Source organism: Streptomyces sp. NPDC051636, from assembly GCF_044453765.1.
Taxonomy (GTDB): domain Bacteria; phylum Actinomycetota; class Actinomycetes; order Streptomycetales; family Streptomycetaceae; genus Streptomyces.
This window is the reverse complement of sequence record NZ_JBITDA010000009.1, coordinates 22,569-47,162: the sequence shown is the minus strand read 5'-3', so window position 1 is coordinate 47,162 and position 24,594 is coordinate 22,569. Positions and strand designations below refer to the sequence as shown.

General features: G+C 72.5%; 15 protein-coding genes and 1 pseudogene. 11 read left to right on the top strand and 5 right to left on the bottom strand.

Translation table 11 applies throughout. The features are described 5' to 3' along the window. The first annotated feature begins 2 nt into the window (after positions 1-2). Both ACIBBH_RS18070 and ACIBBH_RS18065 read left to right on the top strand, forming a co-directional pair. Positions 3-2,228 (top strand): CDP-glycerol glycerophosphotransferase family protein, encoded by a 2,226-nt coding sequence (locus ACIBBH_RS18070; RefSeq protein WP_399405618.1) that lies wholly within the window; start codon positions 3-5, stop codon positions 2,226-2,228. Further along, positions 2,225-3,499, top strand: a complete 1,275-nt coding sequence (locus tag ACIBBH_RS18065; RefSeq protein ID WP_399405616.1) for a hypothetical protein — start codon at positions 2,225-2,227, stop codon at positions 3,497-3,499. The genes ACIBBH_RS18070 and ACIBBH_RS18065 overlap by 4 nt, the downstream gene beginning before the upstream one ends. Before the next feature lie 24 nt (positions 3,500-3,523). Here ACIBBH_RS18065 and ACIBBH_RS18060 read toward each other — a convergent pair whose 3' ends face one another. Further along, complete coding sequence (locus ACIBBH_RS18060) at positions 3,524-3,937, bottom strand: organic hydroperoxide resistance protein (protein WP_399405614.1); 414 nt, start codon at positions 3,935-3,937, stop codon at positions 3,524-3,526. 124 nt (positions 3,938-4,061) lie between these two features. Here ACIBBH_RS18060 and ACIBBH_RS18055 point away from each other — a divergent pair, with 124 nt between their 5' ends. Beyond that, entirely contained in the window at positions 4,062-4,568 is a 507-nt protein-coding gene (locus ACIBBH_RS18055) for a MarR family winged helix-turn-helix transcriptional regulator (RefSeq protein ID WP_399405612.1), read from the top strand. On the opposite strand, the gene ACIBBH_RS18050 is transcribed toward ACIBBH_RS18055, so the two are convergent. Then, positions 4,504-6,021: a hypothetical protein gene (locus ACIBBH_RS18050; RefSeq protein ID WP_399405947.1), complete on the bottom strand. Its 1,518-nt coding sequence runs from the start codon at positions 6,019-6,021 to the stop codon at positions 4,504-4,506. The genes ACIBBH_RS18055 and ACIBBH_RS18050 overlap by 65 nt on opposite strands. Before the next feature lie 150 nt (positions 6,022-6,171). On the opposite strand from ACIBBH_RS18050, the gene ACIBBH_RS18045 reads away from it, so the two are divergent. The 4 genes and pseudogenes from ACIBBH_RS18045 (at position 6,172) to ACIBBH_RS18030 (ending at position 11,114) form a co-directional block, all read left to right on the top strand. Beyond that, complete coding sequence (locus tag ACIBBH_RS18045) at positions 6,172-7,542, top strand: glycosyltransferase 87 family protein (RefSeq protein WP_399405610.1); 1,371 nt, start codon at positions 6,172-6,174, stop codon at positions 7,540-7,542. Then, positions 7,470-9,074, top strand: a complete 1,605-nt coding sequence (locus ACIBBH_RS18040; RefSeq protein WP_399405945.1) for a glycosyltransferase family 2 protein — start codon at positions 7,470-7,472, stop codon at positions 9,072-9,074. Before ACIBBH_RS18045 ends, ACIBBH_RS18040 begins: the two co-directional genes overlap by 73 nt. Before the next feature lie 63 nt (positions 9,075-9,137). After that, the gene (galE, locus tag ACIBBH_RS18035; RefSeq protein WP_399405608.1) at positions 9,138-10,130 is read left to right on the top strand and encodes a UDP-glucose 4-epimerase GalE; all 993 of its coding nucleotides are present in this window, start codon (positions 9,138-9,140) and stop codon (positions 10,128-10,130) included. 53 nt (positions 10,131-10,183) lie between these two features. Beyond that, positions 10,184-11,114 (top strand): annotated as a pseudogene (locus ACIBBH_RS18030) (ADP-ribosylglycohydrolase family protein). Between the two features lie 57 nt (positions 11,115-11,171). Here ACIBBH_RS18030 and ACIBBH_RS18025 read toward each other — a convergent pair. Further along, on the bottom strand, positions 11,172-11,798 hold the full coding sequence (locus tag ACIBBH_RS18025) for a TetR/AcrR family transcriptional regulator (RefSeq protein ID WP_399405606.1): 627 nt from the start codon (positions 11,796-11,798) through the stop codon (positions 11,172-11,174). A gap of 193 nt (positions 11,799-11,991) precedes the next feature. On the opposite strand from ACIBBH_RS18025, the gene ACIBBH_RS18020 reads away from it, so the two are divergent. From ACIBBH_RS18020 to ACIBBH_RS18005, 4 genes are all read left to right on the top strand, one after another. Continuing rightward, positions 11,992-12,906, top strand: coding sequence for an ABC transporter permease (locus ACIBBH_RS18020; protein ID WP_399405604.1), 915 nt, complete (start codon positions 11,992-11,994; stop codon positions 12,904-12,906). Beyond that, complete coding sequence (locus ACIBBH_RS18015; RefSeq protein WP_399405602.1) at positions 12,899-13,765, top strand: ABC transporter ATP-binding protein; 867 nt, start codon at positions 12,899-12,901, stop codon at positions 13,763-13,765. The genes ACIBBH_RS18020 and ACIBBH_RS18015 overlap by 8 nt, the downstream gene beginning before the upstream one ends. A 110-nt stretch (positions 13,766-13,875) precedes the next feature. Beyond that, positions 13,876-16,071, top strand: a complete 2,196-nt coding sequence (locus tag ACIBBH_RS18010; protein ID WP_399405601.1) for a CDP-glycerol glycerophosphotransferase family protein — start codon at positions 13,876-13,878, stop codon at positions 16,069-16,071. After that, positions 16,068-17,714, top strand: a complete 1,647-nt coding sequence (locus tag ACIBBH_RS18005) for a glycosyltransferase family 2 protein (protein ID WP_399405599.1) — start codon at positions 16,068-16,070, stop codon at positions 17,712-17,714. The genes ACIBBH_RS18010 and ACIBBH_RS18005 overlap by 4 nt, the downstream gene beginning before the upstream one ends. A gap of 63 nt (positions 17,715-17,777) precedes the next feature. Here the strand turns inward: ACIBBH_RS18005 and ACIBBH_RS18000 are convergent, their stop codons facing one another. Both ACIBBH_RS18000 and ACIBBH_RS17995 read right to left on the bottom strand, forming a co-directional pair. After that, the gene (locus ACIBBH_RS18000; RefSeq protein ID WP_399405943.1) at positions 17,778-19,259 is read right to left on the bottom strand and encodes a hypothetical protein; all 1,482 of its coding nucleotides are present in this window, start codon (positions 19,257-19,259) and stop codon (positions 17,778-17,780) included. Positions 19,260-19,391: 132 nt separating this feature from the next. Continuing rightward, positions 19,392-24,332, bottom strand: coding sequence for an NAD-glutamate dehydrogenase (locus ACIBBH_RS17995; RefSeq protein ID WP_399405597.1), 4,941 nt, complete (start codon positions 24,330-24,332; stop codon positions 19,392-19,394). Positions 24,333-24,594 lie beyond the last annotated feature (262 nt).

Here is a 24,594-nt window from a genome sequence, read left to right as displayed (position 1 = left end):
CCGTGCCCCGCTTCAGCGTCATCGTCCCCTGTTTCAAGGTGCAGGGCTTCCTGCGCGAGTGCCTCGACTCGGTTCTGGAGCAGTCCTTCCGGGATCTGGAGCTGATCGCCGTGAACGACTGCTCGCCGGACGGCTGCGGCGCCATCCTCGACGAGTACGCGGCCCGCGACCCGCGCGTGAAGGTGCTGCACCTGCCGGAGAACGTCGGCCTCGGCCGCGCCCGCAACGCCGGAATGCCGTACGCCACCGGCGACTTCCTCTTCTTCCTCGACAGCGACGACACCCTCACCCCCGGCGCCCTGCTCGCCATCGCCGACCGCCTGGAGGAGGCCGGCGACCCGGACGTGCTGGTCTTCGACTACGCGCGCACCTACTGGTGGGGCGGAATGCGGCGCAACGTCCTGGCGCACCTGCTCCCGGAGGCCGGGGAAGGCACCTTCACGGTGGCCGAGTACCCGCAGATCCTCGATCTGCTGATGGTGGTGTGGAACAAGGTCTACCGGCGGGACTTCGTCGAGGAGAACGGTTTCGAGTTCCCGCCCGGCTACTACGAGGACACCCCCTGGACCTTCCCGGTGATGCTCAGCGCCGGGCGGATCGCCGCCCTGGACCGGATCTGCCTGAACTACCGCCAGCGCCGTCAGGGCAACATCCTGTCCACCACCAGCCGCAAGCACTTCGACATCCACGACCAGTACGAGCGGGTCTTCGCCTTCGTCGACTCCCGTCCGCAGCTGTGGACCTGGCGGCCCTACCTGCACCGCAAGATGGGCGAGCACTGCCTCGACATCCTGGCCAAGCCGGACCGGCTGCCGCCCGCCGACAAGGCGGAGTTCTTCCGGCGCACGGCCGAGATGTTCCGCAGGCACAAACCGGAGGGCGCCTCGGTCGACGGTGAGGTGCGGGTGCTGGAGGGCACCTACGCCATGTACCGGGTCGTGAGGCAGACCGGACGGGCCGGACGGGAGCTCGGGCGGCGGGCGCTCCAGGCCCGCAAGGCGGTTGCCGGACGGGCGAAGCGGGGCCTGGCCGGGCTGCACGCGCGCCGTCCGATGGATCCCGGCCTCGCCGTGTACTCGGCGTTCTCGCACAGGGGCGTGCTCGGCGACCCGGCGGCCGTGTACCGCAAGGCGCGCGAGATCGCGCCGCACATCCGGGGGGTGTGGGTGGTGCGGGACGAGAAGGAGGCGGCCGAGGCGCGGTGCCTGCCCCCGGACGTCGAGTACGTGCTCCTCGACTCCCCGCGCTATCTGGACGTCACCGCACGCGCGAAGTTCTTCGTCAACAACGTCAACTGGCCCGGCACCCTGGTCAAGCGTCGCGGCAGCGTGCACATCCACACCCATCAGGGCACCCCCCTCAAGTACATGGGCGCCGACCTGCTGGGCAAGCCGGGCGCCCGGCACGGCTTCGACGTGCCGCAGATGCTGCGCCGGGCCGACCGCTGGGATTACAGCCTGGTCGCCAACCGCCACTCCGAGCTGGTGTGGGAGCGGGCCTACCCCTGCCACTTCACCTCGGTCCGCACCGGCAGCCCGCGCAACGACGTCCTCGTCGGGGGAACGGACGACGCCGGGGCCGAGTTCCGGTTGCGGCACGGCATCCCCGAGGAGCACACGGTCGTGCTGTACGCGCCGACCCGCCGCGACTACCGCCGGGGCGGCCACGTCGACCGCCTGGACCTGGCCCGGTTCGCCGCCGACCTGGGCGAGGGCCACACCCTCGTCGTCCGGCTGCACCCCGCCCTGGCGACCGGTCCCGCGCGCGGGCTGGGCCTGGCCGAACTGGACCGGCGAGGGGTGCTGGTGGACGCGACGGACGATCCCCACGTGGAGGAGGTCATGCTCGCCTCGGACGTGCTGGTCACCGACTACTCGGCCCTGATGTTCGACTACGCCAATCTCGACCGGCCGATCGTCGTGCACGCCGACGACTGGGCGGCGTACGTGGCGAGCCGGGGCGCCTACCTGGACGTCACGGCCGAGGCGCCGGGGCATGTGTCGCGTTCCTACCGGGAGCTGGCGTGGCTGTTCGCGTCCGGGGCGTGGCGGGACGAGGAGTCGGCGCGGGTACGGGCGCAGTTCCGGGCCCGGTTCTGCGAGTTCGACGACGGGCGGGCCGCCGAGCGGGTCGTACGGACGTTGATGCTGGGTGAGCCGATGCCGGAGCCGGAGGCCGCCCGGGTGCCTGGTCCGGCCGCCGGTCACGACCTGCTCGCCTCGACGTGAGACCGCGCACCTGGGTCCTGCTCATCGGGGCCGTGTTCGCACTGTGCCAGCTCGCAGGTGTCACCGGCCGGGACACACCCGACTCGAAGAACTACCTCTCGTACGCGCTGAGTCTGCGCGGCGAAGACAAGCGGGCGGCGGCCGCCGCCACCATCGAGTGGGCCTGCGCGGGCCAGGCGTCCCTCGCCCTCCGCGCGCAGGACGTGGACGTGGTGCGCTTCCACGGGCCGGATCCCACCTCGCGGGTGCTCGCTCGGTGCCGGGCCGAGGAGTGGCGGCGGGTGGACCGGCGGCTGCGGGCCGGGCAGACGGACGGGCACGTCGTGCCGTTCGTGGGTCCGCGCCTGCGGCGCATCTTCGAGGTGCGGCCCGGTTATCCGGTGTTCCTGGTGCCGTTCGTGACGGTGTTCGGGGCGACCTGGGGGGTGTGGGCGGCGAGCGTCGTCGTCACGGTCGCCGGCGGGGCGCTCGCCTTTCTGGTCCTGCGCACCCTGTCCCTGCCCGTGCCGCCGGCGCTGACCGGCCAGGTGCTGTTCTACGTGCTGCCCTGCGGCACGACCGCGATGCGTCCGATGGCCGAGGGCCTCATGCTGGCGCTGACCCTGACCGCGCTGTGGGGCTGCGCGCTGGCCCTGACCCGCCGGGCGCGGGCCGGGACGGCGCTGACCGCCGGTGCCCTGCTCGCGCTGTTCGCGGTGAAGCACTCGCAGGCACTGTTCCTCGGGGTGTGCCTGGCCGTGGCGGGCGCGACGGTCGCGGTACGGCGCCGGCGGCGCGGGCGGCCTCCGGGGCGCGGGGTGACGGCGGTCGCGGCGGTGGGCTGCTGCGCCGCTGTGGGGACGGTGCTGCTGGCCAGGCTGCTGCACTACCCGTCCGAGTCGGAGAGTCTGCAGGACCTGCTCACCGGCCACTTCGCGCGCCCGGACCGGGCCCACCCCTGGCCGGAGTTCATGGACCTGGAGGGCAGGTTCTGGCTGGAGTGGGTCCGGCGGCAGCTGTGGGAGCCGCTGTTCGTGGCGGCGCTGGCGGCCGGGGTGTGGGGTGCGCTGCGGCGGCCCGCGTTCGGGTGCTTTCTGCTGGCGGCGGCGGGCACCGGGATCCTCACCCAGGCCGCGCACCCCGACATCGGCATCTGGGGCGGCCGACTGATCGTGCTGGCCTGGCTGCTGCCGGTGGTCGGGGTGCCGCTGCTGCTGGAGCCTCTCGGCCGGCGTCCGCTGCCGGTGCCCGCGCAGGGGCACGCCGGCCGACAGGTTCACTCGATGCGGTGAGCAGGACAGGTCCTGGGCCGGGGGTTACTCGATGACGAGGTCGACCTCGATGTTGCCGCGGGTGGCGTTGGAGTACGGGCAGACCTGGTGGGCGCTCTCGACCAGCTTGCGGCCGGTCGCCTCGTCCACGGTGCCGGGCAGCTCGATGCGCAGCGTCACCTTCAGGCCGAAGCCCTCGCCCTGCTTGCCTATGCCGACCTCGGCGGTCACCGCGGCGTCGCTGACGTCGACCTTCGCCTGGCGGCCGACCAGGCCGAGGGCGCTGCCGAAACAGGCGGCGTAACCGGCGGCGAAGAGCTGCTCCGGGTTGGTGCCCTGGCCGTTGCCGCCCAGCTCCACCGGCATGGCCAGGGGAAGGTCGATCTTGCCGTCGGAGGAGACGGCGCGGCCCTCACGGCCGTGGGTGGCGGTGGCGACAGCGGTGTAGAGCGCGTCCATGGATGACCATCCCTCTCGGAGTCCCGAATCCGGCGGCCCTTCTGGCGACCGCCTCATGGCCACAAGTAGAGCACACAATTCAGTTGCGTACAACTAAATGGCCCGCTGGAGCTATCCTGGGGTCATGACCGCCACTCCGTCCCCCGCCGTCCCCGCGCCCGAGGCCGACTGGCTCCGCCTGGACCGCCAGATCTGCTTCTCCCTGCACGCCGCGTCCCGCGCCTTCAACGGCGTCTACCGCGTGATCCTCAAGGACCTCGGCCTCACCTACCCGCAGTACCTGGTGATGCTGGTGCTGTGGGAGCAGGGCGACCTGCCGGTCAAGAAGCTGGGCGAGCATCTGCGCCTGGACTCCGGCACGCTCTCGCCGCTGGTCAAGCGGCTGGAGGGGGCCGGCCTGGTCCGCCGGGAGCGCAGCGCCCGCGACGAGCGCTCGGTGCAGGTGCGGCTGACCGAGGAGGGGGCCGCACTGCGCGAGCGGGCCCTTCAGGTGCCCCGCCGCATCGTCGAGGCGACCGGCTTCGACCTGGACGAGATCAGCGAGCTGCGCAGCCGCCTCGACCAGCTCACCTCCGCCCTGGACGCAGCAGCACTGGACGCAGCAGCACTGGACGCACCGGGCTACCCGTGACGAGGTTCCTGCGGACGTAGAGCCGCAGGACCACACCGTCGTGCACGAACTCCTCCCGCAGCGCGAACCGGTCCTGCACCACGGCCAGTTTGGCCCGGTCGGTAGGGTTGCCGGGGTACCAGGGCGCGCGGACGGCGCGCCGGTCGGCGACGACCCACACCCGGTCCAGCCCGGCCAGCCTGCGACGCAGCAGGCCCGGCTCCACCTCGCGCCCGTACAGGGTGCCGGACGCGGGCGCACCCGCCGCCAGCGCCACGTCCCGGGTGCCGCGGAACCCCGCCGGGTAGGCCAGCGCCGTACTCCGCGCGTGGGACGGGAGGAACAGCACCGGGTCGCCGGGGCGCAGTGCGCGGGCGGCGTCGGTGGACATCGCGGCGAGGTTGTCGGGGCGGTGGTCCGGGGAGCGGTCCTGGCGCAGGACGGGGAGCTGGTGGACGAAGGCGACGGTGACGGCGAGGACGCCGGTGAGGGTGAGCAGGGGTGAGCGCAGCGGGGCGGCGGGCCGCAGGCGCCCCACCGGTTCGGTCAGCCGGTCGGCGCCAGCCGCCACCAGCAGCGGCGCCCCCGCGAGCGCGTACAGCACGTACCGGTCGACGTACAACGGCGTGAGCAGCGAGGCCAGCATCAAGGCCACGGGCGGCACCACCGCCAGCGGCAGCGCCACCCCCGCGCACGTCACCTCCCCGCGCCGGCCCACGAGCCGCGTCAGGCCCAGCACCGCCAGGGCCAGGCACGCCCAGTACACCTCCGAGGTCGGTCCCACGAACTGCCGCAGCAGCCCCGAGGCGGTGTCCAGCGTCGGCTCCCGCAGCCAGGCCACCTGTGCCGACTGGGCGTGCGAGACCACGACCATCGGCAGCAGCGCGAGCACCACGGCCCCGGCCGCGCAGCCCCATCCCCGCCACACCCTCGCCGGCACCCGGGCCAGCGCGAGCGTCCCGGCGTGGGCGAGCAGGAGCAGGACCGCGAGTTCGTGCAGCCAGCAGGTGACGCCGAGGACCGTGCCGTACGCCCACCAGGACCGGCCGCCGAGCGGCACCGCGCGCACGAGCAGCAGGGTCGCCCCGGCCGCGCCGGCCGCGACCATGGCGTAGGAGCGGCCCTCCTGCGCGTAGTGCCCGACCATCGGGGTGACCGCGTAGAGCAGCCCGGCCCACAGCCCGACCCGGGGCCCGGCCAGCCGGGTGCCGAGCGCGGCGACCAGGCCCGCGGCCAGCGCCGCCGCGCATACCGACGGAAGCCGCAGAAGGACCTCGCCGGGGTGCGGGGCGAGCACGGCGTGCATGAGCAGGTAGTACAGGCCGTGCACCGCGTCGACCCCGTGCAGCAGCCGCCAGATCTGCGGCACCGTGCGCCGCGCCACCTGGAAGGTGACCGCCTCGTCACGCCACATGCCGCCGCGGTCGAGGCCCCACAGTCCGAGCACGAGCATCACGGCCGCGGGGACCGCCATCGCCGCCCCGCGACGGACACGACTCGACTTCGGGTTGACCAGGGGACGGATGCTCACCACGGCCCGATCTTTTGCTATTAGCCAACGTTTCGTGTGTATTGACGGCGTATCGGCATGAATACACCATCCTCGCGGCTTACGCTCCAGGTGATGAACCGCCGTGTGCTCCTCCTCGCCGTCGCCTGGCTGACCATCCGTGCCGCGATGCTGTGGCTGCTCGTCCACGACTCCGTGCCCCTGCTGGGCCGGGGTGCGGTGGCGCGTGAGGTGTGGCGGCTGTACTTCCACTGGTTCGGCGTCCTGTCCCGGGGCGCCTTCCCGGCGCACGACACGCTGTGGCAGTACCCGCCGGGCGCGGGCGCGGTGCTGCTGGCGCCGGGGCTGCTGCCCTGGCTGACGTACTTCCAGGCGTTCGTGACCCTCACGCTCGCCGCCGACGCGGTGATCGGGCTGGTGCTGGCCCGCTCGGGCACGCTGCCCGGCCGCAGCCTGCGCGGGGCCGCCCTGTGGGTCGGTGCCCTGCCGCTGCTGCTGCACCTGCCGCTCGCCCGGTACGACGTGCAGGTCACGGCGTTCGCCGTCATCTCCTTGTTGACGTTGTCGCGCTCCCCGCGCGCGTGCGGGGTGTTCGCGGCGGTGGGCGGGCTGGTGAAGGTGTGGCCGGCGCTGGTGCTGCTGGGCGTGCCGAGGGGGCGGGCGACGCGGTCGGCGTGGACGTGGGCGGCGGGGGCGGGGATGCTCGTCCTCGGGACACTCACCGGATTGTTCAACAATCCCCTGGCCTTTCTGCGTCAGCAGGGAAGCCGGGGCGTGCAGATCGAGTCCCTCGGCGGGACGGCGCTCAGCCTCGCCCGGCACGCGGGCTGGACCGGCCGGGCCCGCTACCGGTACGGGGCGGTCGAGCTCGTCGGCCCGCACGTCTCCGCCGTCGCCACCGCCTCCCTCGCGCTGACGGCGGTCGCCTGCGCGCTCCTGGTGCTGTGGCGCGTGCGAGCCCGGCGCTGGACCGAGGCGACGCCCTACGACGCCGCGCTGTGCGCCGTACTGCTGTTCACCGTCACCAGCCGGGTCATCAGCCCCCAGTACATGATCTGGCTGCTCGGCCTGGCCGCCGTCTGCCTGACCTCCCGACACACGGTCCAGCGCGGCGTGACCGCGCTGGTGGTGGCGGCGAGCGCGGTCAGCGCCGTCGCCTATCCCGCGCTGTACCGCGAGGTCGTGGGGTGCACCTGGACGGGCTGCCTGCTGATGCTGCTGCGCAACGGGCTCCTCGCGACGGCCGCCGTGCTGTCCCTCGTCCGGCTGTGGCGCGCCACGCGGCCCGCGGCCGGAAAGACCGCGCCCGTGAACGAACCGCCCTCGGGCTCCGACCGTCTTCCGCATCGAGCGCTGAGCACCCGTCGGCGGGCGGTTACCCATCATTCCTACGATTCCGGTACGTGGACGCCATGCACCCAGCCCTCCCGCAGCCTCCGCACGTCGGCGTGGTCGTCATCGGGTACAACGACGCCGCCCATGTGACGGACGCGGTGCGCTCGGCGCTCGCGCAGGGGGCGGCGGTCCGTGAGGTCGTGGCCGTCGACGACTGCTCGACGGACGGCAGCGCCGAGGCGCTCGCCCGGCTGGCGGCCGGCGAGCCGCGGCTGAAGGTGCTGCGCCGCCCGGTCAACAGCGGCGGGTGCGGCAGCCCGCGCAACACGGGGATGGACGCGGTGACGGCGCCGTACGTGATGTTCCTCGACAGCGACGACGTCCTGCCGCCCGGCGCGGTGGACGCGCTGCTCGCGGCGGCGACCGGGGTGCGCGCGGAGGTCGCGGGCGGGCTGTGCGTGCGCCGGGAGCTGCCCTCGGGGCGCGAGCAGCCATGGCAGGCGCCCCTGTACAAGACGCACGCCGTCCTCGCGCGCCCCTCCCAGCGCCCCCGTCTGGTCCACGACACGCTCTGCGTGAACAAGCTCTACCGCACCGACTTCCTGCGCGAGCACGGCATCCGCTTTCCCGAGGGCCGCTTCCTCTACGAGGACTTCGTCTTCACCGCGCGCGTGCTGGCCGCCGGACCGCGCATCGCCCTGGTGCCGGACCCGGTGTACGTGTGGCACGTGCGCCGCTCGGCCGACCGGCTGTCGCTGTCGCTGGACCGGGCCCGCATCGACAACTGGCGGGCGCGGACTCAGGCGTGCGCGCTGGCGTACGAGATCCTGCTGAGCGCCGGGCAGAAGGAGCTGGCCCGGGCGGCCCGCACCAAGTTCCTCGACCACGAGCTGCGCATATACGTGCGCGAACTCGAAGAGCGGGACGCGCACTACCGGCGCGCGTGGTGGGCGCACACGCGGGCGTACCTCGCGGCGTACGACGCGGCCGACTGGGAGCGCGACCCGGCCACGCCCGGTCGTCTCATCGCGCGGGTCGTCCTGGAGTCGCCCGAACCCCGCGACCTGCCCCGCCTCAGGGAGCTCGCCGCCCTCCCGGCCCGCCTGCTGCCTCCCTATGCCCGCGCCCCGGACGGCACCCCGGTCTGGTCCGCCGACCTGCCCCAGGTCACCCTGGCCCCCTTCCGCACCCGCCCGGTCCGCGTCCTCCCCCTCGCCGTCGAGGCGGAACTGCGCCCCCGCGCGCGGGGGACGCGTGTGCGGCTGCGTCTGCACGAGCTGTACGGCCGGGTGGCGCGGGCCGGGCCGGAGCTGGTGGAGGTGGAGTGGCGGCGCCGGGAGGGCGGACCCCCGGCCCAGCGCCGTACGGCCGCGCTCCTCAGGGCCGCCGGCGGCGACTGCTGGACGGCGGAGGCGTCCGTCGATCCCGGCGCGCTCGGCGCCGGCACGTGGGACCTGCGGCTGCGCGTGCGCTTCGCCGGCGGCGCGCACCGCGACGTGACGGCGCACGCGGTCGCGGGCGCCGGTCTGCTGCGCCCTCGCGCCGTGCTGAGCGCCCGGCACGGCGTGCTGCTGGTCCGGCCGTACGCCACACGCTCCGGGGCATTGGCACTGCGCGTGGTCGTGGGGATACGAGGAGTTGTCCAGCTTGCACGCGGAAGGCTGCGCCGCCTGCTTCACTGAGAGACGGCACCGGCAGATGACCGACGCACCACCACGCGCCACGGGACGAGGGGACGGCCGTACATGACCTGGTTGATCACCGGCGGCGCCGGCTACATCGGCGCGCACGTCGTGCGGGCGATGACCGAGGCGGGCGAACCGGCCGTGGTGTACGACGACCTGTCGACCGGCATCGCCGACCGCGTGCCGGAGGGGGTCCCGCTGGTGGTGGGCTCCACGCTGGACGGCGTCCGGCTGGCACGCACACTGGCCGAGCACTCCGTCACCGGCGTCGTGCACCTGGCGGCGAGGAAGCAGGTGGGCGAGTCGGTGGAGCGCCCGCTGCTCTACTACCGGGAGAACGTGGAGGGCCTGCGCGTCCTGCTGGAGGCGGTGACGGCGGCCGGGGTCCCGTCCTTCGTGTTCTCGTCCTCGGCGGCCGTGTACGGCATGCCGGACGCCGCGCGTCACGGGGACCTGGTGACGGAGGAGACGCCGTGCGCGCCGATGTCCCCGTACGGCGAGACGAAGCTGGCCGGTGAGTGGCTGGTGCGGGCGACGGGCCGGGCCACGAGGCTGTCGACGGCGTCGCTGCGCTACTTCAACGTGGCCGGCGCGGCCACCCCGGAGCTGGCGGACGCGGGCGTCTTCAACCTCATCCCCATGGTCTTCGAGAAGCTCACGGAGAACGCCCCGCCGCGCATCTTCGGCGACGACTACCCGACCCCGGACGGCACCTGCGTCCGGGACTACATCCACGTGGTGGACCTGGCCGAGGCCCACGTGGCCACCGCCCGCGCCCTGCAGTCCTCCCCCGGCGCCGACTTCACCTTCAACATCGGCCGCGGCGAGGGCGTGTCGGTCCGCGAGATGATCGACCGCATCAACGCGATCACCGGCTACAACCGCCCCCCGACGGTCACCCCCCGCCGCCCCGGCGACCCGGCCCGCGTCGTCGCCTCCGCCGACCGCATCGCCACCGAACTCGGCTGGAAGGCCAAGCACGACGTCCAGGACATGATCACGTCGGCCTGGGAGGGCTGGGTGCGCCTGCACCCGGAGGCGGCCCGCTCCTGACCGGCGGCTGCCGGGACGATCCCCTTACGCTGCCCGGGTGACCGATCCACCCGATCCCCTCCGCGTCGAGCGAGCCGAAGCGCGCCGTCGGGGCTGTCGTGGGCGCCGCCGTCGGCGATGCCCTGGGCGCACCCTTCGAGTTCGGTCCGGAGGGCGCCTTCTCCGCGCGCTTCCCGCGGCCCGGGCAGGGCGGCGAGATGTGCGGGGGCGGCGGCTGGGACCCCGGCGAGGCGACCGACGACACACAGCTGGCCGTCCTGGTCGCCGAGTCGCTGCTGGAGCGCGGCGGACTGGACCTGCCGGACGTCTTCCGGCGGTTCCAGCGGTGGGCCGCAGCCGACCCGAAGGACATCGGCCTGCAGACGGAGGCGGTACTGAGCAGCGCCGACCCCTGGGACCTGGCGGCGGCGCTGCACTTCCAGCGCAGCCAACGCGCCGCCGGGAACGGGGCGTTGATGCGCGCGGCCCCTTCCGCCGTCCACTTCGCGGGCCTCGGACGGGAGGGCACCATGGACGCCGCCCGCCGCCTCTCCGCACTCACCCACGGGGACCGGGCGGCCTGGGAGGGAACGGCCGTCTTCCACGAGTTGGTACGAGTCGCCCTGGACGGCGCCGATCCGCTCACCGCCCTACCGGGCGCGCTGCGGGCCGTCCACCCCCATCACCGAGACCGCTACGCCACCGTCCTCACCCCCGACTGGCACCCCGACCTCGCCACGGAGTTCAACGGCGCTGTCTGGCCCTGCCCGGGCTCCGCCGTCTGGGCGCTGCGGACCGGAAGCGGTACGCGCGGCCGTCGACCTGGGCGGCGACACGGACACGGTGGCGGCCGTCACCGGGGGTCTGGCCGGGGCCGTGTACGGCATCGACGCCGTGCCGCCGCGCTGGACCGAGGCGCTGCATGTGCCGTTGCCGGGGTTCGGGGGCCGGGTGCTGCAGTCGGCGGACTTGGCGGGGCTGGCCCGGAGGCTGGCGGGCCAGTAGGGCCTGTCCGGCTCGCGGCCGTCCGCGGGGGCGTGGGACCCGGCCCGCGTCTCGCCCTCAGAGCGCCTTCAGCGCCGCCGTCGTCGCCTTCGCCAGGGACGCCAGGTAGCCCTTGGGCAGCTTCGGGCTGCGGATCACCACCGAGCGCCAGTACAGGGGGCCGGAGATGAGGTCGAGGGCCAGTTCCCCGTCGATGCCCGTGCGGAGCTCACCGCGTTGCCCGGCCGCCGCGATGATCTTGCTGGCGACGCCCTCCTGCCCGTCCCGCAGGGCTTTCTGCATGGCCTCTGCGATCTCGGGGTTGCGGGCCGCCTCGGCCTGGAGGTCGGGGATGACCTGCGAGGCGACGGGGTGGCGCAGCGCGCGGGAGGTCACCTCGTACAGCAGCCGCAGGTCGCCCTCCAGGGAGCCGGTGTCCGGGACGGGCAGGCCCATCACCGCGAGCGCCGAGACGACGTCGAGGACGAGGTGCAGTTTGGAGCGCCAGCGGCGGTAGACGGCGGTCTTGCCGACGCCCGCGCGGCGCGCGATGCCCTCGATGGACATGCGCGCGTACCCGCTGGCCGCGAGTTCCTCGAAGACGGCCGCCCGGATGGCCTCGGTCACGTCCTCCCGGAGCACGGCCGCCCCGGCGGGGGTCCGTCGGCGCGGACGCGTCTGGGGCTCCTCGGCGTTCGTCGTCATGCGGTCCAGCATAGGGCGTCGCGACGAAACGGTTGCGTTCCGACGACGATTGGGCCTACGCTCCCGTTGCGACGATACGGTCCCGTTCCGACGTAAGAAAACGTGAAGAGAAGCGCAAGGAAACGCCGGGTGACGCGGCCCGGCGGCAGCCCCGGACGCACACAGCCCCCTCCCCCGAGCGAAAGCAGCGGATGTGAGCCAGGTTCTCCACACACCGCCTACGACCCCGGCCCCGGCCGACGACGACCTCGCGGCCCTGGCCGCCCGGCACGGCCTCGCGGTCAGCGGCGCCCGCCCCTCCCTGCCCGAGTACGTCCGCCAACTGTGGGCGCGGCGCCACTTCATCAGCGCCTTCGCCACCGCCAAGCTCACCGCCCAGTACAGCCAGGCGAAGCTGGGCCAGGTCTGGCAGATCATGAACCCGCTGCTCAACGCGGCGGTCTACTACTTCATCTTCGGCGTACTGCTGGGCACCAAGCACGGCGTCCCGGACTACATCCCGTTCCTGGTCACGGGCGTGTTCATCTGGACGTTCACGCAGAGCTCGATCATGTCGGGCACCCGGGCGATCTCCGGCAACCTCGGCCTCGTACGGGCGCTGCACTTCCCGCGGGCCGCCCTGCCGATCTCCTTCTGCCTGCAGCAGCTCCAGCAGCTGCTGTTCTCGATGGCCGCGCTGCTCGTGATCCTGCTGTGCTTCGGTGTCCCGGTCGCCGCCTCCTGGCTGCTGGCGCTCCCGGCGCTGGGCCTGCAGTTCACGTTCAACGCGGGCATGTCGATGATCATGGCCCGGATGGGGGCGAAGACCCCGGACATCGCGCAGCTGATGCCGTTCGTGCTGCGCACCTGGATGTACGTCTCCGGCGTGATGTGGAGCATCGACAAGCTCACCGCGAAGGACCACCTGCCGCACCTCGTGACGGTCCTGCTGGAGACCAACCCGGCCGCGGTCTACATCGACCTGATGCGCTTCGCGCTGATCGACAGCTTCCACGCCCACCAACTGCCCCCGCACGTGTGGGTGGCGGCCACGGGCTGGGCCCTGCTCGCCGGGGTCGGCGGCTTCATCTACTTCTGGAAGGCTGAGGAGACGTACGGCCGTGGCTGACACCGTGTACCAGAACACCATCCCCACCGTCATCGCCGACAACGTCGACATCGTCTACCGGGTCAACGGCACCGGCGCCGGACGCGGCACCGCCACCGCCGCCCTCAACCGCATGCTGCGCCGCAAGCAGGCCGAGAAGGCGGCGGGCGTGCGCAAGGTGCACGCGGTCAAGAAGGTCTCGTTCGTCGCGTACAGGGGCGAGGCGATCGGACTGATCGGCACCAACGGCTCCGGCAAGTCGACGCTGCTGAAGGCGGTCGCCGGCCTGCTCCCGGTGGAGAGCGGCCAGATCTGCACCGACGGCCAGCCCTCCCTGCTCGGCGTCAACGCGGCCCTGATGAGCGACCTGACCGGCGAGCGCAACGTCTACCTCGGCGGCCTCGCCATGGGCATGACCCGCGAGCAGATCAAGGAGCGCTACGAGGACATCGTCGACTTCTCCGGCATCAACGAGAAGGGCGACTTCATCACCCTGCCGATGCGCACCTACTCCTCCGGCATGGCGGCCCGCCTGCGCTTCTCCATCGCCGCCGCGAAGGACCACGACGTCCTGCTGATCGACGAGGCGCTGGCGACCGGTGACCGCTCCTTCCAGAAGCGCTCCGAGCAGCGGATCCGCGAGCTGCGCAAGCACGCGGGCACGGTGTTCCTGGTCAGCCACAACAACAAGTCGATCCGCGACACGTGCGACCGGGTGCTGTGGCTGGAGCGCGGTGAACTGCGCATGGACGGGCCGACGGAGGACGTCCTGAAGGAGTACGAGGCGTTCACCGGCGACAAGGGACCCAAGGCCACGCCGAAACCCCAGAAGAAGATGCAAACGGAACCAAAGGCGACGAAGGCCGCTCTTCCCTCCTGAGCCGGGACCCCACCCGACCGGCGCAACCGGGCCCGCGCCGTTCATCCCATCGGTGGCACTATGACCTGAAAGGTGCGACCCGGCGACGACAGGCGAAGGAGTCCCCCGCGATGCCCGAGCTCAGTGTCATCGTCTACGGGCCGAACACCCAGGGAAACCTGACCGAACTCCTCGACTCCCTGGACGCCCATCCCCTCCCCGATGCCGAGGTGATCGTGGCCGCGGTCGGCGACTGGGCCCGGGAGACCGCCGAGGGGCACGCCCCGGAGACGGTGGTGCTGCCCCTGCCGGCCGGAACCGGCGACGCGGCGGCCCGGGCCGCGGGTGCCGCGCGGGCGTCCGGGCGCTGGCTGCACTTCGTCCACGCCAAGGACGGCCTGCCCGCCGGCGCCCCCCGCGTGGTCGCCGAACGCGCCGCCGAACTGCCGGACGAGGTCGACGTCCTCCTCTTCGACCACGTCACCAGCACCTGGGAGACCTCCGGCACCCCCTCCCGCGACGGCCGCCTCCTGGCCCGCGCCGGCCGCCCCGTCCTCACCCTGGACGACGCCCCCCACCTGCTGCGCCTGACCCCGCTGCTCGGCAACCGCGCCCTGCGCGCGGACTTCTGGCGGACGCGTCAGGAGCGGTTCGCCACCGACGACGAGCCCCGCGCGGCGTACGCGGCGCTGCTGCACGCCGACCGGATCGCCTGCCTGAACCAGGTCGCGTACGAGGACCGCCGGCTGCGCCCCGAGAGCCTCCCGCCGATCGCACCCGAGGACCGCTACTCCCTCGTCGACCGCTACGAGACGCTCCTGCCCCTGGCCAAGGACCGCCCCGCACCGCGCGCGGTCCTCTACGACCTCATGGTCCGCGACCTGCTGCGCACCTTCGCCCGCGAGGACCTGCCGGAGCCGGTGGCCCGGGAGTTCTTCCGCCGGGCCTCGCTGGCGGCGGTCCGCTGGCGCCCGGTGGACCACCGCCGCCCGGCCGGCCTGGAGGGCATCCGCCGCGGCCTCCTCGAAGAGGGCGCGTACACCCGCTACCGCGCCTTCCAGGCCGCCAACCGCACCCGCCGCGCGGCGAAGTCGACGCTGCGGACCCGCCGCCGACGGCTCGGTGCCAGGCTGCGCGCGCAGCAGTACCGCCACGCCCTCGGCCGCCCGGTCGACCCCAACCTGGCGGTCTTCGCCGCCTACTGGGACCGCGGGGTCGCCTGCAACCCGGCCGCGATCGCCGCCAAACTCGCCGAACTCGCCCCGCACATCCACCCGGTGTGGGTGGTGACCAGGGACAACGCTCCGCTCCTGCCGCCCGGCACCGACCACGTCGTCCCCGGCACCCGCCGCTACTGGGAGGTGCTGGCGACGGCCAAGTACCTCACCAACAACGTCAACTTCCCCAACGCGGTGGTCAAACGCCCCGACGCGATCCACCTCCAGACCCACCACGGCACCCCGCTCAAGCGCATGGGCCTGGACCAGATGGACCGCCCGGCCGCCGCCAAGGGCATGGATTTCGCCGCCCTGCTGGCCCGCATCGACAAGTGGGACTACAGCGTCTCCGCCAACAGCCACTCCACCCGCATGTGGGAGCGCGCCTACCCCTCCCGCTACACCTCGCTCGACTACGGCTATCCGCGCAACGACGTGTTCTACTCGTGCGACGCCCAGGGGGTACGCGCCATCCGCGACCGTCTGGGCATCGCCCCCGGCCGCAGGGCCGTCCTGTACGCCCCCACCCACCGCGACTACGAGGCCGGCTGGACCCCTCGCCTCGACCTCGCCACCCTGGCCGACCGGCTCGGCGAGGACACCGTCCTGCTGGTGCGCGGCCACTACTTCTACGGCGGCGCGGCCTCCCCCCTGGCCGGCCTGCGCCGCACCGGAAGGGTCGTCGACGTCTCGTCGTACGCCCCGGTCGAGGACCTGTGTCTGGCGGCGGACGCCCTGGTCACGGACTACTCGTCCATCATGTTCGACTACGCCAACCTCGACCGCCCGATCGTGATCTACGCCGACGACTGGGAGACCTACGCGACGACCCGCGGCGTCTACTTCGACCTGATGGCCGAACCACCGGGTCAGGTGGCCCGCACCCAGGAGGAACTGGCGGAGGTCCTCACCACGGGCGCCTGGCGGGACGAGGGCGCGGTGAAGGCGCGGGCCGTCTTCCGGCGCCGTTTCTGCGAGTACGACGACGGGCGCGCCGCCGAGCGGGTCGTACGGCGGGTCTTCCTCGGTGAGAGCGAGGAGTCACTGCCGCCGGTGATCCCCGTCGAGGAGCGCACACCGGCGCCGAACCCCGAGGAGGCCGACGCATGACCCCCGACGTCACCGTCACCGTGATCGTCCACAACGACGCGGCCCGCCTGCCCCGGGCGGTCGCCTCGGTCCGCCGGCAGACCCACGCCGGCATCGAGATCATCATCAGCGACGACCACTCCACGGACGACACCCCGGCCGTGGCACGGCGGCTGGCCGCCGAGGACCCCCGCATCCGCTGCCTCCGCCTGCCGGAGAACAGCGGTGGGTGCAGCGCCCCGCGCAACCGCGCCCTGGAGATCGCCCGGGCACCGTACGTGATGTTCCTGGACAGCGACGACGAGCTGCCCGCGAACGCCGTCGCGTTGCTCCTGTCCGCGCACCGCGAGCGCGAGGTCGACTTCACGATGGGCGCGGTGCGGCGCATACGGGTGGACAACGGCCGCCGCTCCACCTGGATGCCGCACCTGGTGGCCGAGCGCCGCACGGTGGAGGGCATAGCGGCGGACCCCCGCCTGCTGTTCGAGCACCTGTCGACCAGCAAGATGTACGCCCGGTCCTTCCTCGACCGCCACGACCTGCGTTTCCCCGAGGGCATCCACTACGAGGACCAGCTGTTCTCGGCCCAGGCGTACTGCCTGGCGAAGGCGTTCACGATCATCCCGGAGCCGGTCTACCACTGGTACATAGAGCCGTACGCGGCCGCCGGCTCGGCCTCGATCTCCAACCAGCGCCACAAGCTCAGCAACGTCCGCGACCGCATACACGTGCAGCGCCTGATCGACGAGTTCCTGGCGGAGAGCGGGCACGAGTCGCTGCGGGAGGACAAGGACTACAAGTTCCTCAAGCACGACTTCCGCATGTACGCCGGGGACCTGCCCTACCGCGACGAGGAGTGGCTGGCGTCCTTCGCGGAGACCGTCACCCCGTACCTCGACACGCTCGCACCCGGCGCGTACGCCCGCCTCCCCCGCCCGGAACGCGTCGTCCTCCAGCTCGTCCGCGACGGCCGCCTGCCCGAGGCCCGCCAGGCGGCACGCGGCCTGGGCCACGGCGTCGCACCGCGCCAGGTGACGGCGGATCCCGAGGGCGGGGGCACGTACTGGGGCGACCGCGTCCCCGAGACGGTCTGGGCCCGCCGCGAACTGGACGTCACTGACCTCGAACTGGACGCGCGCCCCTTCCCCAGCGCCCTGTTCCGCCACGAGATCACGGAACTCACCCCCGGCCCCGGCGCCTCCCTGGACCTGACGATCCGCACCTACGACCCCGGCCTGCGCCTCCCCGTCGGCCCGCAGCGTGCCGCCCTCCTCCTCACCCCCGGCCGGCGCCGCCTCACCCTCCCCTTCCGCCTGGACCCCGTCCGCCCCGGCGTCTTCGAGGGCCACGTCCACCTGGACCTCACCGCCGCGCCGCTCCCCCTCCACGGCTTCGACGGCATCCGCCACCCGGTGCTCCGCATCGGACAGCAGGGCCTCGCGCACACGGGCATCCTCCTGGCCCCGCCGGCCTTCCCCGCCCTGACCACCCGCGTCGCCCACCACCGGGTGACGGTCGGGCCGGAGGGCCGCAACCCGGGCCGTCTGCAGGTGCGCTGGGAGCCGCAGGGCGTCACCGCCCACCTGATCCGCCCGGTGGCCCGCCGGGTGGCCCGGCCGAGGGTGCGACGCGCGGCACGATTGGTGGCCAGCGCGTTGAAGTGACGCGTGCTGCTCAGTACGGAGGGCAGATCCCAGAGGCCGGGGAACTCTCAGGGGCCGGAGAACTCAGCGCACGACCCGGTACAGCACCTGTCCGCCCGGCCCCCGAGCCACCGCCCGCAACCCGGCATCCCGGACCCCGGTCCCGCGGTCCACCACCCACCGCACCCCGTACTCCCGCACGATCCCCCGCCGCACACCCCCCGCCGTCCCCGCCGCGAAGTACCGCCGAACCGCCGCGTCCCGCCGCCCCGCATCCGCCAGGAACACATCGGGATACCCGGGGGCCACGGTGTACGCCCCGTACGCCGGGATCTGCCGCGCCGGAGCCGTCCGCGCCATGACCACCTCCCCGTACTTCACCCACGGCGTGATCCACTGATACCCGGCCCACGGCGCCCGGTACTTCGCCGCGACCACCCCCGGCAAGGCACTCCGCCCCACGACGTACCCCACCGTCCCCGCCTGCGTCCACGCCCCCAGGACCAGCGCGGCGCCCAGCGCACTCGCCCACCCCGCCCGCACAACCCCCCGCCGCCCGCCGCCCGACACCGCCTCCAGCCCGGCCGCGAGCTGCGCCGGAATCAACGCGGCCGGCAGCACCCGCCCCCACGAGTAGTGACCGCTCACCCCGCCCGCGGCGAACACGACCGCCCCCAGCAAGAAGAAGACCACCAGCGGATCCCACCGGTCACGCCGCCACCGCACCCCCAGCGCGACCACCCCGAGCAGCACCAGCCCGAACCGCCCGAGCAGATGCTGGTACAGCGGCCGGTGGATCGCCTCGAGATCCGCACCGGCCGGGAGGAGCGCGAAGAAGTCGTAGTACGGCCACCCCCACAACACCGCCACTCCGGCCGCCGCCGCCGCTCCCGACCGCAGCAGCAGCCTCCTCCCGGGCCGCGCCGCGACCACCGTGGCCAGCGCCCCCAGCGTCGCCACGACCCCCGTGAACTGGTGACACAGCAGGATCACCGCCCACAGCGCTCCGAGCCCCGGCCACACCCCCCACCCCTGGCCGGCCCCGCCCTCACCGCGCAGTGCCCTCGCCAGCCAGGCCCAGAAGTGAAAGGAGAGCCCGAGCGCGAAGACACTCGGATACGACACCGTCAACGCCAGGGAGTTGAGTCCGAGAAACCCGCTCCACTCGAACAGACTCGGCCCCCACAGCAACAGCAGGCACAGCAGCGCCACCGGCGGCGCCGTCCGGGCCGCGCTGAGCGTCCGCACGTACCGCCACACCCCGCTGACGAGCAGCCCCAGCCCCACGACCGCGGCGATCCGCAGCACGACGAACACCGACAGCCCGCTGACCCGGGCCAGGCAGCCGAGCAGCAGCATCCACGGCGAGTAGTACGGGCTCGGCGTGTCCGCGTCGACCAGCGGATTACCGGGGTGCAGCAGGTTGTGCCGCAGGCGTTCGATCGTCGCCGCGTGCATGCCGAGATCGCCCACCCATGGGAGGCGGACGATCACGAGCAGCATCAGGACCAGGACGAGCGCGACCGCGGCCCGCGGAAGGACTCCGCCAGGCAGTGCGGCGCGCATCCGGCTGGAACTCACACGGCGGACTTTATCCGAAATGCGCCTTTTGAAAAGATCATTGGGAAGGGCGTGGGGGAGGGCAAGCGCATGGCGCCCCGAGCCGTGAGGCCCGGGGCGCCGTCATCGCCGTACGCCCTACGAATGCGTCCGCAGCAGCGTGCGCATCGTCCGCATCGCCACCGACAGGTTGGCGAGGTCGAAGGTCTCCGAGCTCCGGATCTCCTCCAGGGTGGTACGCGCCCGGCTCAGGATCGCGGCGTTCTTCTCCTCCCAGGCCTTGAAGCGCTGCTCGGGCGTCGAGGTGCCGTTGCCGACGGCGAGGACGTCCGCGGTGAGGGCCGCGTGCGCCGCGTACAGGTCCTCGCGGATGGAGGCGCGGGCCATGGACTGCCAGCGGTCGGCGCGGGGCAGCTCGATGATGCGGTCCATGAGCTGGGTGATGTGCAGCCGGTCGGCGAGGTCGTAGTACACCTCGGCGACGTCCAGCGGCTCCCTGCTCATGCGGTCGGCCACCGAGACGATGTCGAGCGTCGGGAAGGCCGAGGAGAACCCGGCCACTCGCGTCGCCAGCTCGTCCGGGACACCGGCCCCGGCCAGCTCGTCGTACACGTGCTGGTACCACTCCAGGTCCGCGCCGCGCAGCAGCTTGGGCAGCTGCTGCCAGACCTGCTCGACCCGCTCGGCGAAGAAGTCGACGGTCTCGGCGAGCTGCAACGGCTGCGGCCGGTTGTTGAGCAGCCAGCGCGTGCCGCGCTCCACCAGACGGCGGGAGTGCAGCCGGATACGGGTCTGGACGGCCGCCTCGACCTTGTTGTCGAGCGCCTCGACCGCGTCCCACACCGGCGCCGAGGAGAAGATCGTACGGGCCACGGTCTGCGCCCGGACGATCTCCTCCAGGGAGGCCCCGGTCTCCTCGCGCAGGCGGTGCAGATACGTCGTACCGCCCGTGTTGACCGTGTCGTTGACCAGCACGGTCGTGGTGATCTCACGGCGCAGCGGGTGGCCGTCGATCCGGTCGGCGAACTGCTCGCGCAGCGCGGTCGGGAAGTACGCGTGCAGCAGGCGGTGCAGGTAAGGGTCGTTCGGCAGCGACGTGTGCAGCAGCTCCTCGGCGACCGTGATCTTCGTGTAGGCCAGCAGGACGGCCGTCTCCGGGCCGGTCAGACCCTGCCCCTGGGAGAGGCGCTCGCGGATCTGGCGGTCGGTGGGCAGGAACTCCAGCGCCCGGTCGAGGTGGCCTTCACGCACCAGGTGGCGGATGAAGCGCTGCTGGGCGTGGAGCATGTCCTTGGACTGGGCCAGCGCGTTGGCGATCGCCGTGTTCTGCGCGTAGTTGTTGCGCAGGACCAGGTGGCCGACCTCGTCGGTCATCTCGGCGAGCAGCTTGTTGCGCTGCTTGACGGTCATGTCGCCGTCCGCGACCAGGCCGTTGAGCAGGATCTTGATGTTCACCTCGTGGTCGGAGGTGTCCACGCCGGCGCTGTTGTCGATCGCGTCGGTGTTGATCCGGCCGCCGTGCAGCGCGAACTCGATACGGCCCAGCTGGGTCAGGCCCAGGTTGCCGCCCTCGCCGACGACCTTGACGCGCAGGTCCTTGCCGTCGACACGGATGGCGTCGTTCGCCTTGTCGCCGACGTCCGCGTTGGACTCGGTGGACGCCTTCACGTACGTACCGATGCCGCCGTTCCACAGCAGGTCCACCGGGGCCTGCAGGATCGCCTTCATCAGGTCGGCCGGGGTCATCTTGGTGACGCGCCCCTCGATGCCGAGGGCCTCGCGGATGTGGGCGCTGACCGGGATGGCCTTGGCGGTACGCGGGAAGACGCCGCCGCCCGCGGACAGCAGCTCGGTGTTGTAGTCGGCCCAGGAGCTGCGGGGCAGCTCGAACAGGCGGCGGCGCTCGGCGTAGGAGACGGCCGCGTCCGGGTTCGGGTCGATGAAGATGTGCCGGTGGTCGAAGGCGGCGACCAGGCGGATGTGCTCGCTCAGCAGCATGCCGTTGCCGAACACGTCACCGGACATGTCACCGATGCCGACGACCGTGAAGTCCTCGGCCTGCGTGTTCACGCCGAGCTCCCGGAAGTGCCGCTTGACGGACTCCCAGGCGCCGCGGGCGGTGATGCCCATGCCCTTGTGGTCGTAGCCCGCGCTGCCGCCGGAGGCGAAGGCGTCGCCGAGCCAGAAGTTGTACGACTGGGCGACCTCGTTGGCGATGTCCGAGAACGTCGCCGTGCCCTTGTCGGCCGCGACCACCAGGTAGGTGTCGTCCCCGTCGTGCCGGACGACGTCCTGCGGCGGCACCACCTCGCCGGCCACCATGTTGTCGGTGATGTCGAGCAGCGCCGAGATGAAGGTCTTGTAGCAGGCGATGCCCTCGGCCATCCAGGCGTCCCGGTCCACGCTCGGGTCCGGCAGCTGCTTGGCGACGAAGCCGCCCTTGGCGCCGACCGGCACGATGACGGTGTTCTTCACCATCTGCGCCTTGACCAGGCCGAGGATCTCCGTACGGAAGTCCTCGCGGCGGTCCGACCAGCGCAAGCCCCCTCGCGCGACCTTGCCGAAGCGCAGGTGCACGCCCTCCACACGCGGCGAGTACACCCAGATCTCGTACGCCGGGCGCGGCGCCGGCAGGTCCGGGATGGCCTGCGGGTCGAACTTCATGGAGACGTACTCGTGCGGCTTGCCGCCGACGGTCTCCTGGAAGAAGTTGGTGCGCAGCGTCGCCTTGATGACGGTGAGGAAGGAGCGCAGGATGCGGTCCTCGTCGAGGCTCGCCACCTGGTCCAGGGCCGCGTCGAGCTCCTCGAGCAGGGCGTCGACGATCTCCAGCCCGGCGCGCTGCCGGTCCGGCGACATCCGCGCCTCGAAGAGGGAGACGAGCAGCCGGGTGGTGTGGACGTTGTTGCGGAGGGTGTCCTCCATGTAGTCCTGGCTGAAGGTGGAGCCGGCCTGCCGCAGGTACTTGGCGTACGCGCGCAGCACCATCGCCTGCCGCCAGGTCAGCCCGGCGCTCAGCACGAGGGCGTTGAAGCCGTCGTTCTCCGCCCTGCCGGTCCAGGCGGCGGCGAAGGCGTCCTGGAAGCGCTCGCGGCCGTCGTCACCGAGGTAGTCCCCGCCGCCGCTCACCTTGGGCACGCGCAGGCCGAAGTCGTAGATCCATGCGGTCGTCCGGTCCGCGCAGCGCAGTTCGTACGGCCGCTCGTCGGTGACCTCGACGCCGAGCCGGCTCAGCACCGGCAGGACCTGGGAGAGGGAGACCGAGCCGCCCTTCTGGTAGATCTTGAAGCGGCGCTCCTCGGGCCCGGCGCCCACCGGCTCGTACAGGCTCAGCGAGAAGGTCTTGTCCTCGCTCAGCTGCTCCAGGTGGACGAGGTCGGCGACCGCGGCGCGCGGCGAGTGGTCCGCCTTGTAGCCCTCGGGGAAGGCGTTGTTGTAGCGGCGCAGCACCTCGGCCGCGTGCTCCTCGCCGCACTCGGCGGTCAGCGCCTCGGCGAACGCGTCGGCCCAGGAGCGGGCGGCCTCCACGAGGCGGGCCTCGATGCGCTCCTTGTCGCTGTCGCTGAGCTCGGGCAGCTCGGTGCCCTGCGGGACGCGGACCACGAAGTGCAGCCGGGAGAGGATCGACTCGGTGTTCCAGGCCGTGAAGTCGACGCTGGTGCCGCCCAGCTCCTCCTTCAGGATGTCGATGATCCGCAGCCGGACGCCGGTGGTGTAGCGGTCGCGGGGCAGGTAGACCAGGGCGGAGTAGTAGCGGCCGTACTCGTCCTGCCGCAGGTAGAGCCGCAGCCGCCGGCGCTCCTGCAGGTACAGCACGCTCGTGACGATGGACTGGAGCTCGGCGACCGGGGTCTGGAAGAGCTCGTCGCGCGGGTAGGTCTCCAGGATCTGCAGCAGGTCGCGCCCGTCGTGGCTGTTGGGCGAGAACCCGGCGCGCTCCAGCACCTCGTCGACCTTGCGCCGGATGACCGGGACCCGGCGGACGGACTCGGTGTAGGCGGCGGAGGAGAACAGGCCGAGGAAGCGCCGCTCGCCGACGACGTTGCCGTCCGCGTCGAACTTCTTGACGCCGATGTAGTCCAGGTACGACGGCCGGTGCACGGTGGCCCGGCTGTTGGCCTTGGTCAGCACCAGCAGCTTGTGCTCACGGGCCTTGGCGCGGGCGTCGGCCGGGAGCCGCTCGAAGGAGGGGCTGACGGGATGCTGCTCGTCGCCGGAGTGGTGCGGGTCCGAGCGCAGTATGCCCAGGCCGGTGCCCGGCACGGCGGCCAGGGAGTCGTCCTCGCGCAGCTGGTACTCGCGGTAGCCGAGGAAGGTGAAGTGGTCGGCGGCCAGCCAGCGCAGCAGTTCGCGGGCCTCCTCGACCTCGGGCGCGGCGAGATCGCCGGGGACGGGCTCGCCCGGCAGTCCCTCGGCGATGCGCAGGGCCGCGTCGCGCATCTTCTCCCAGTCCTCGACGGTCTCGCGGACGTCGGACAGCACGCGCAGCAGGTCGGAGGTGATCTGCTTCAGGTCGGCGCGGTCGGTCTCGCGGTCGATCTCGACGTGGATCCAGGACTCGACGTGCGCGTCGTGCGGGAGCTCGCCGACGGCGGGCTGGGTGGGCAGCACCTCGAGGAGCTTGCCGGTGAGGTCGCGCCGGACGACGAACTGCGGGTGGATGACGACGTGGATGCCGCGCCCCTGCCGGGTCAGCTCATTGGTGACCGAGTCGACCAGGAAGGGCATGTCGTCGGTGACGACCTCGACGACGGTGTGGCTGCAGGTCCACCCGTTCTCCTCCACCGTCGGGGTGTGGACCCGCACGTTGGCCGTGCCCTGCGGGCGGGTCTCGGCCAGGCGGTAGTGCGAGACCGCGGCTCCGAAGACGTCGACCGGGTCGCGGTCGGTGAGGTCCTCGGGGGCGGTGTGCAGGTAGTAGCGCTGGAGGAACGAGAGCACGGATTCCTGGTCAGGGGTGCCCGGGGTGCCCTCGCCCGCGGTCCCGGTCGGTAGGTGCCCCCCGACCGGGCTGTTCTCAGCTACCCGGGCGGCCCTCTCCAGCAGCTCGGCCTTGGCTTCGTCCAGCTTGGTCTGCATTGTCCTCTGGCTCCTGTCGCGCGCCGTTGCGTGACGTAGAAGGAAGTACGGCCTCTTTCCTTCCGGCTCGACGCCACGGCCCGGGGTGTCCGGTCCGGTCCGACGCTATGCCGCAAGGTGAGATGAGCGGGGGGTAATCAGCCATTCTCGGCGCGCCCGACGGGTGTGACGCTGCTCTCCGCGACGCCGTGACCCGGGGTGTGCGCGGCGCCTCGGGGACCCATGCGTCCCCGTCCCGCCCCCGAAGACCAGCGACCGCCGC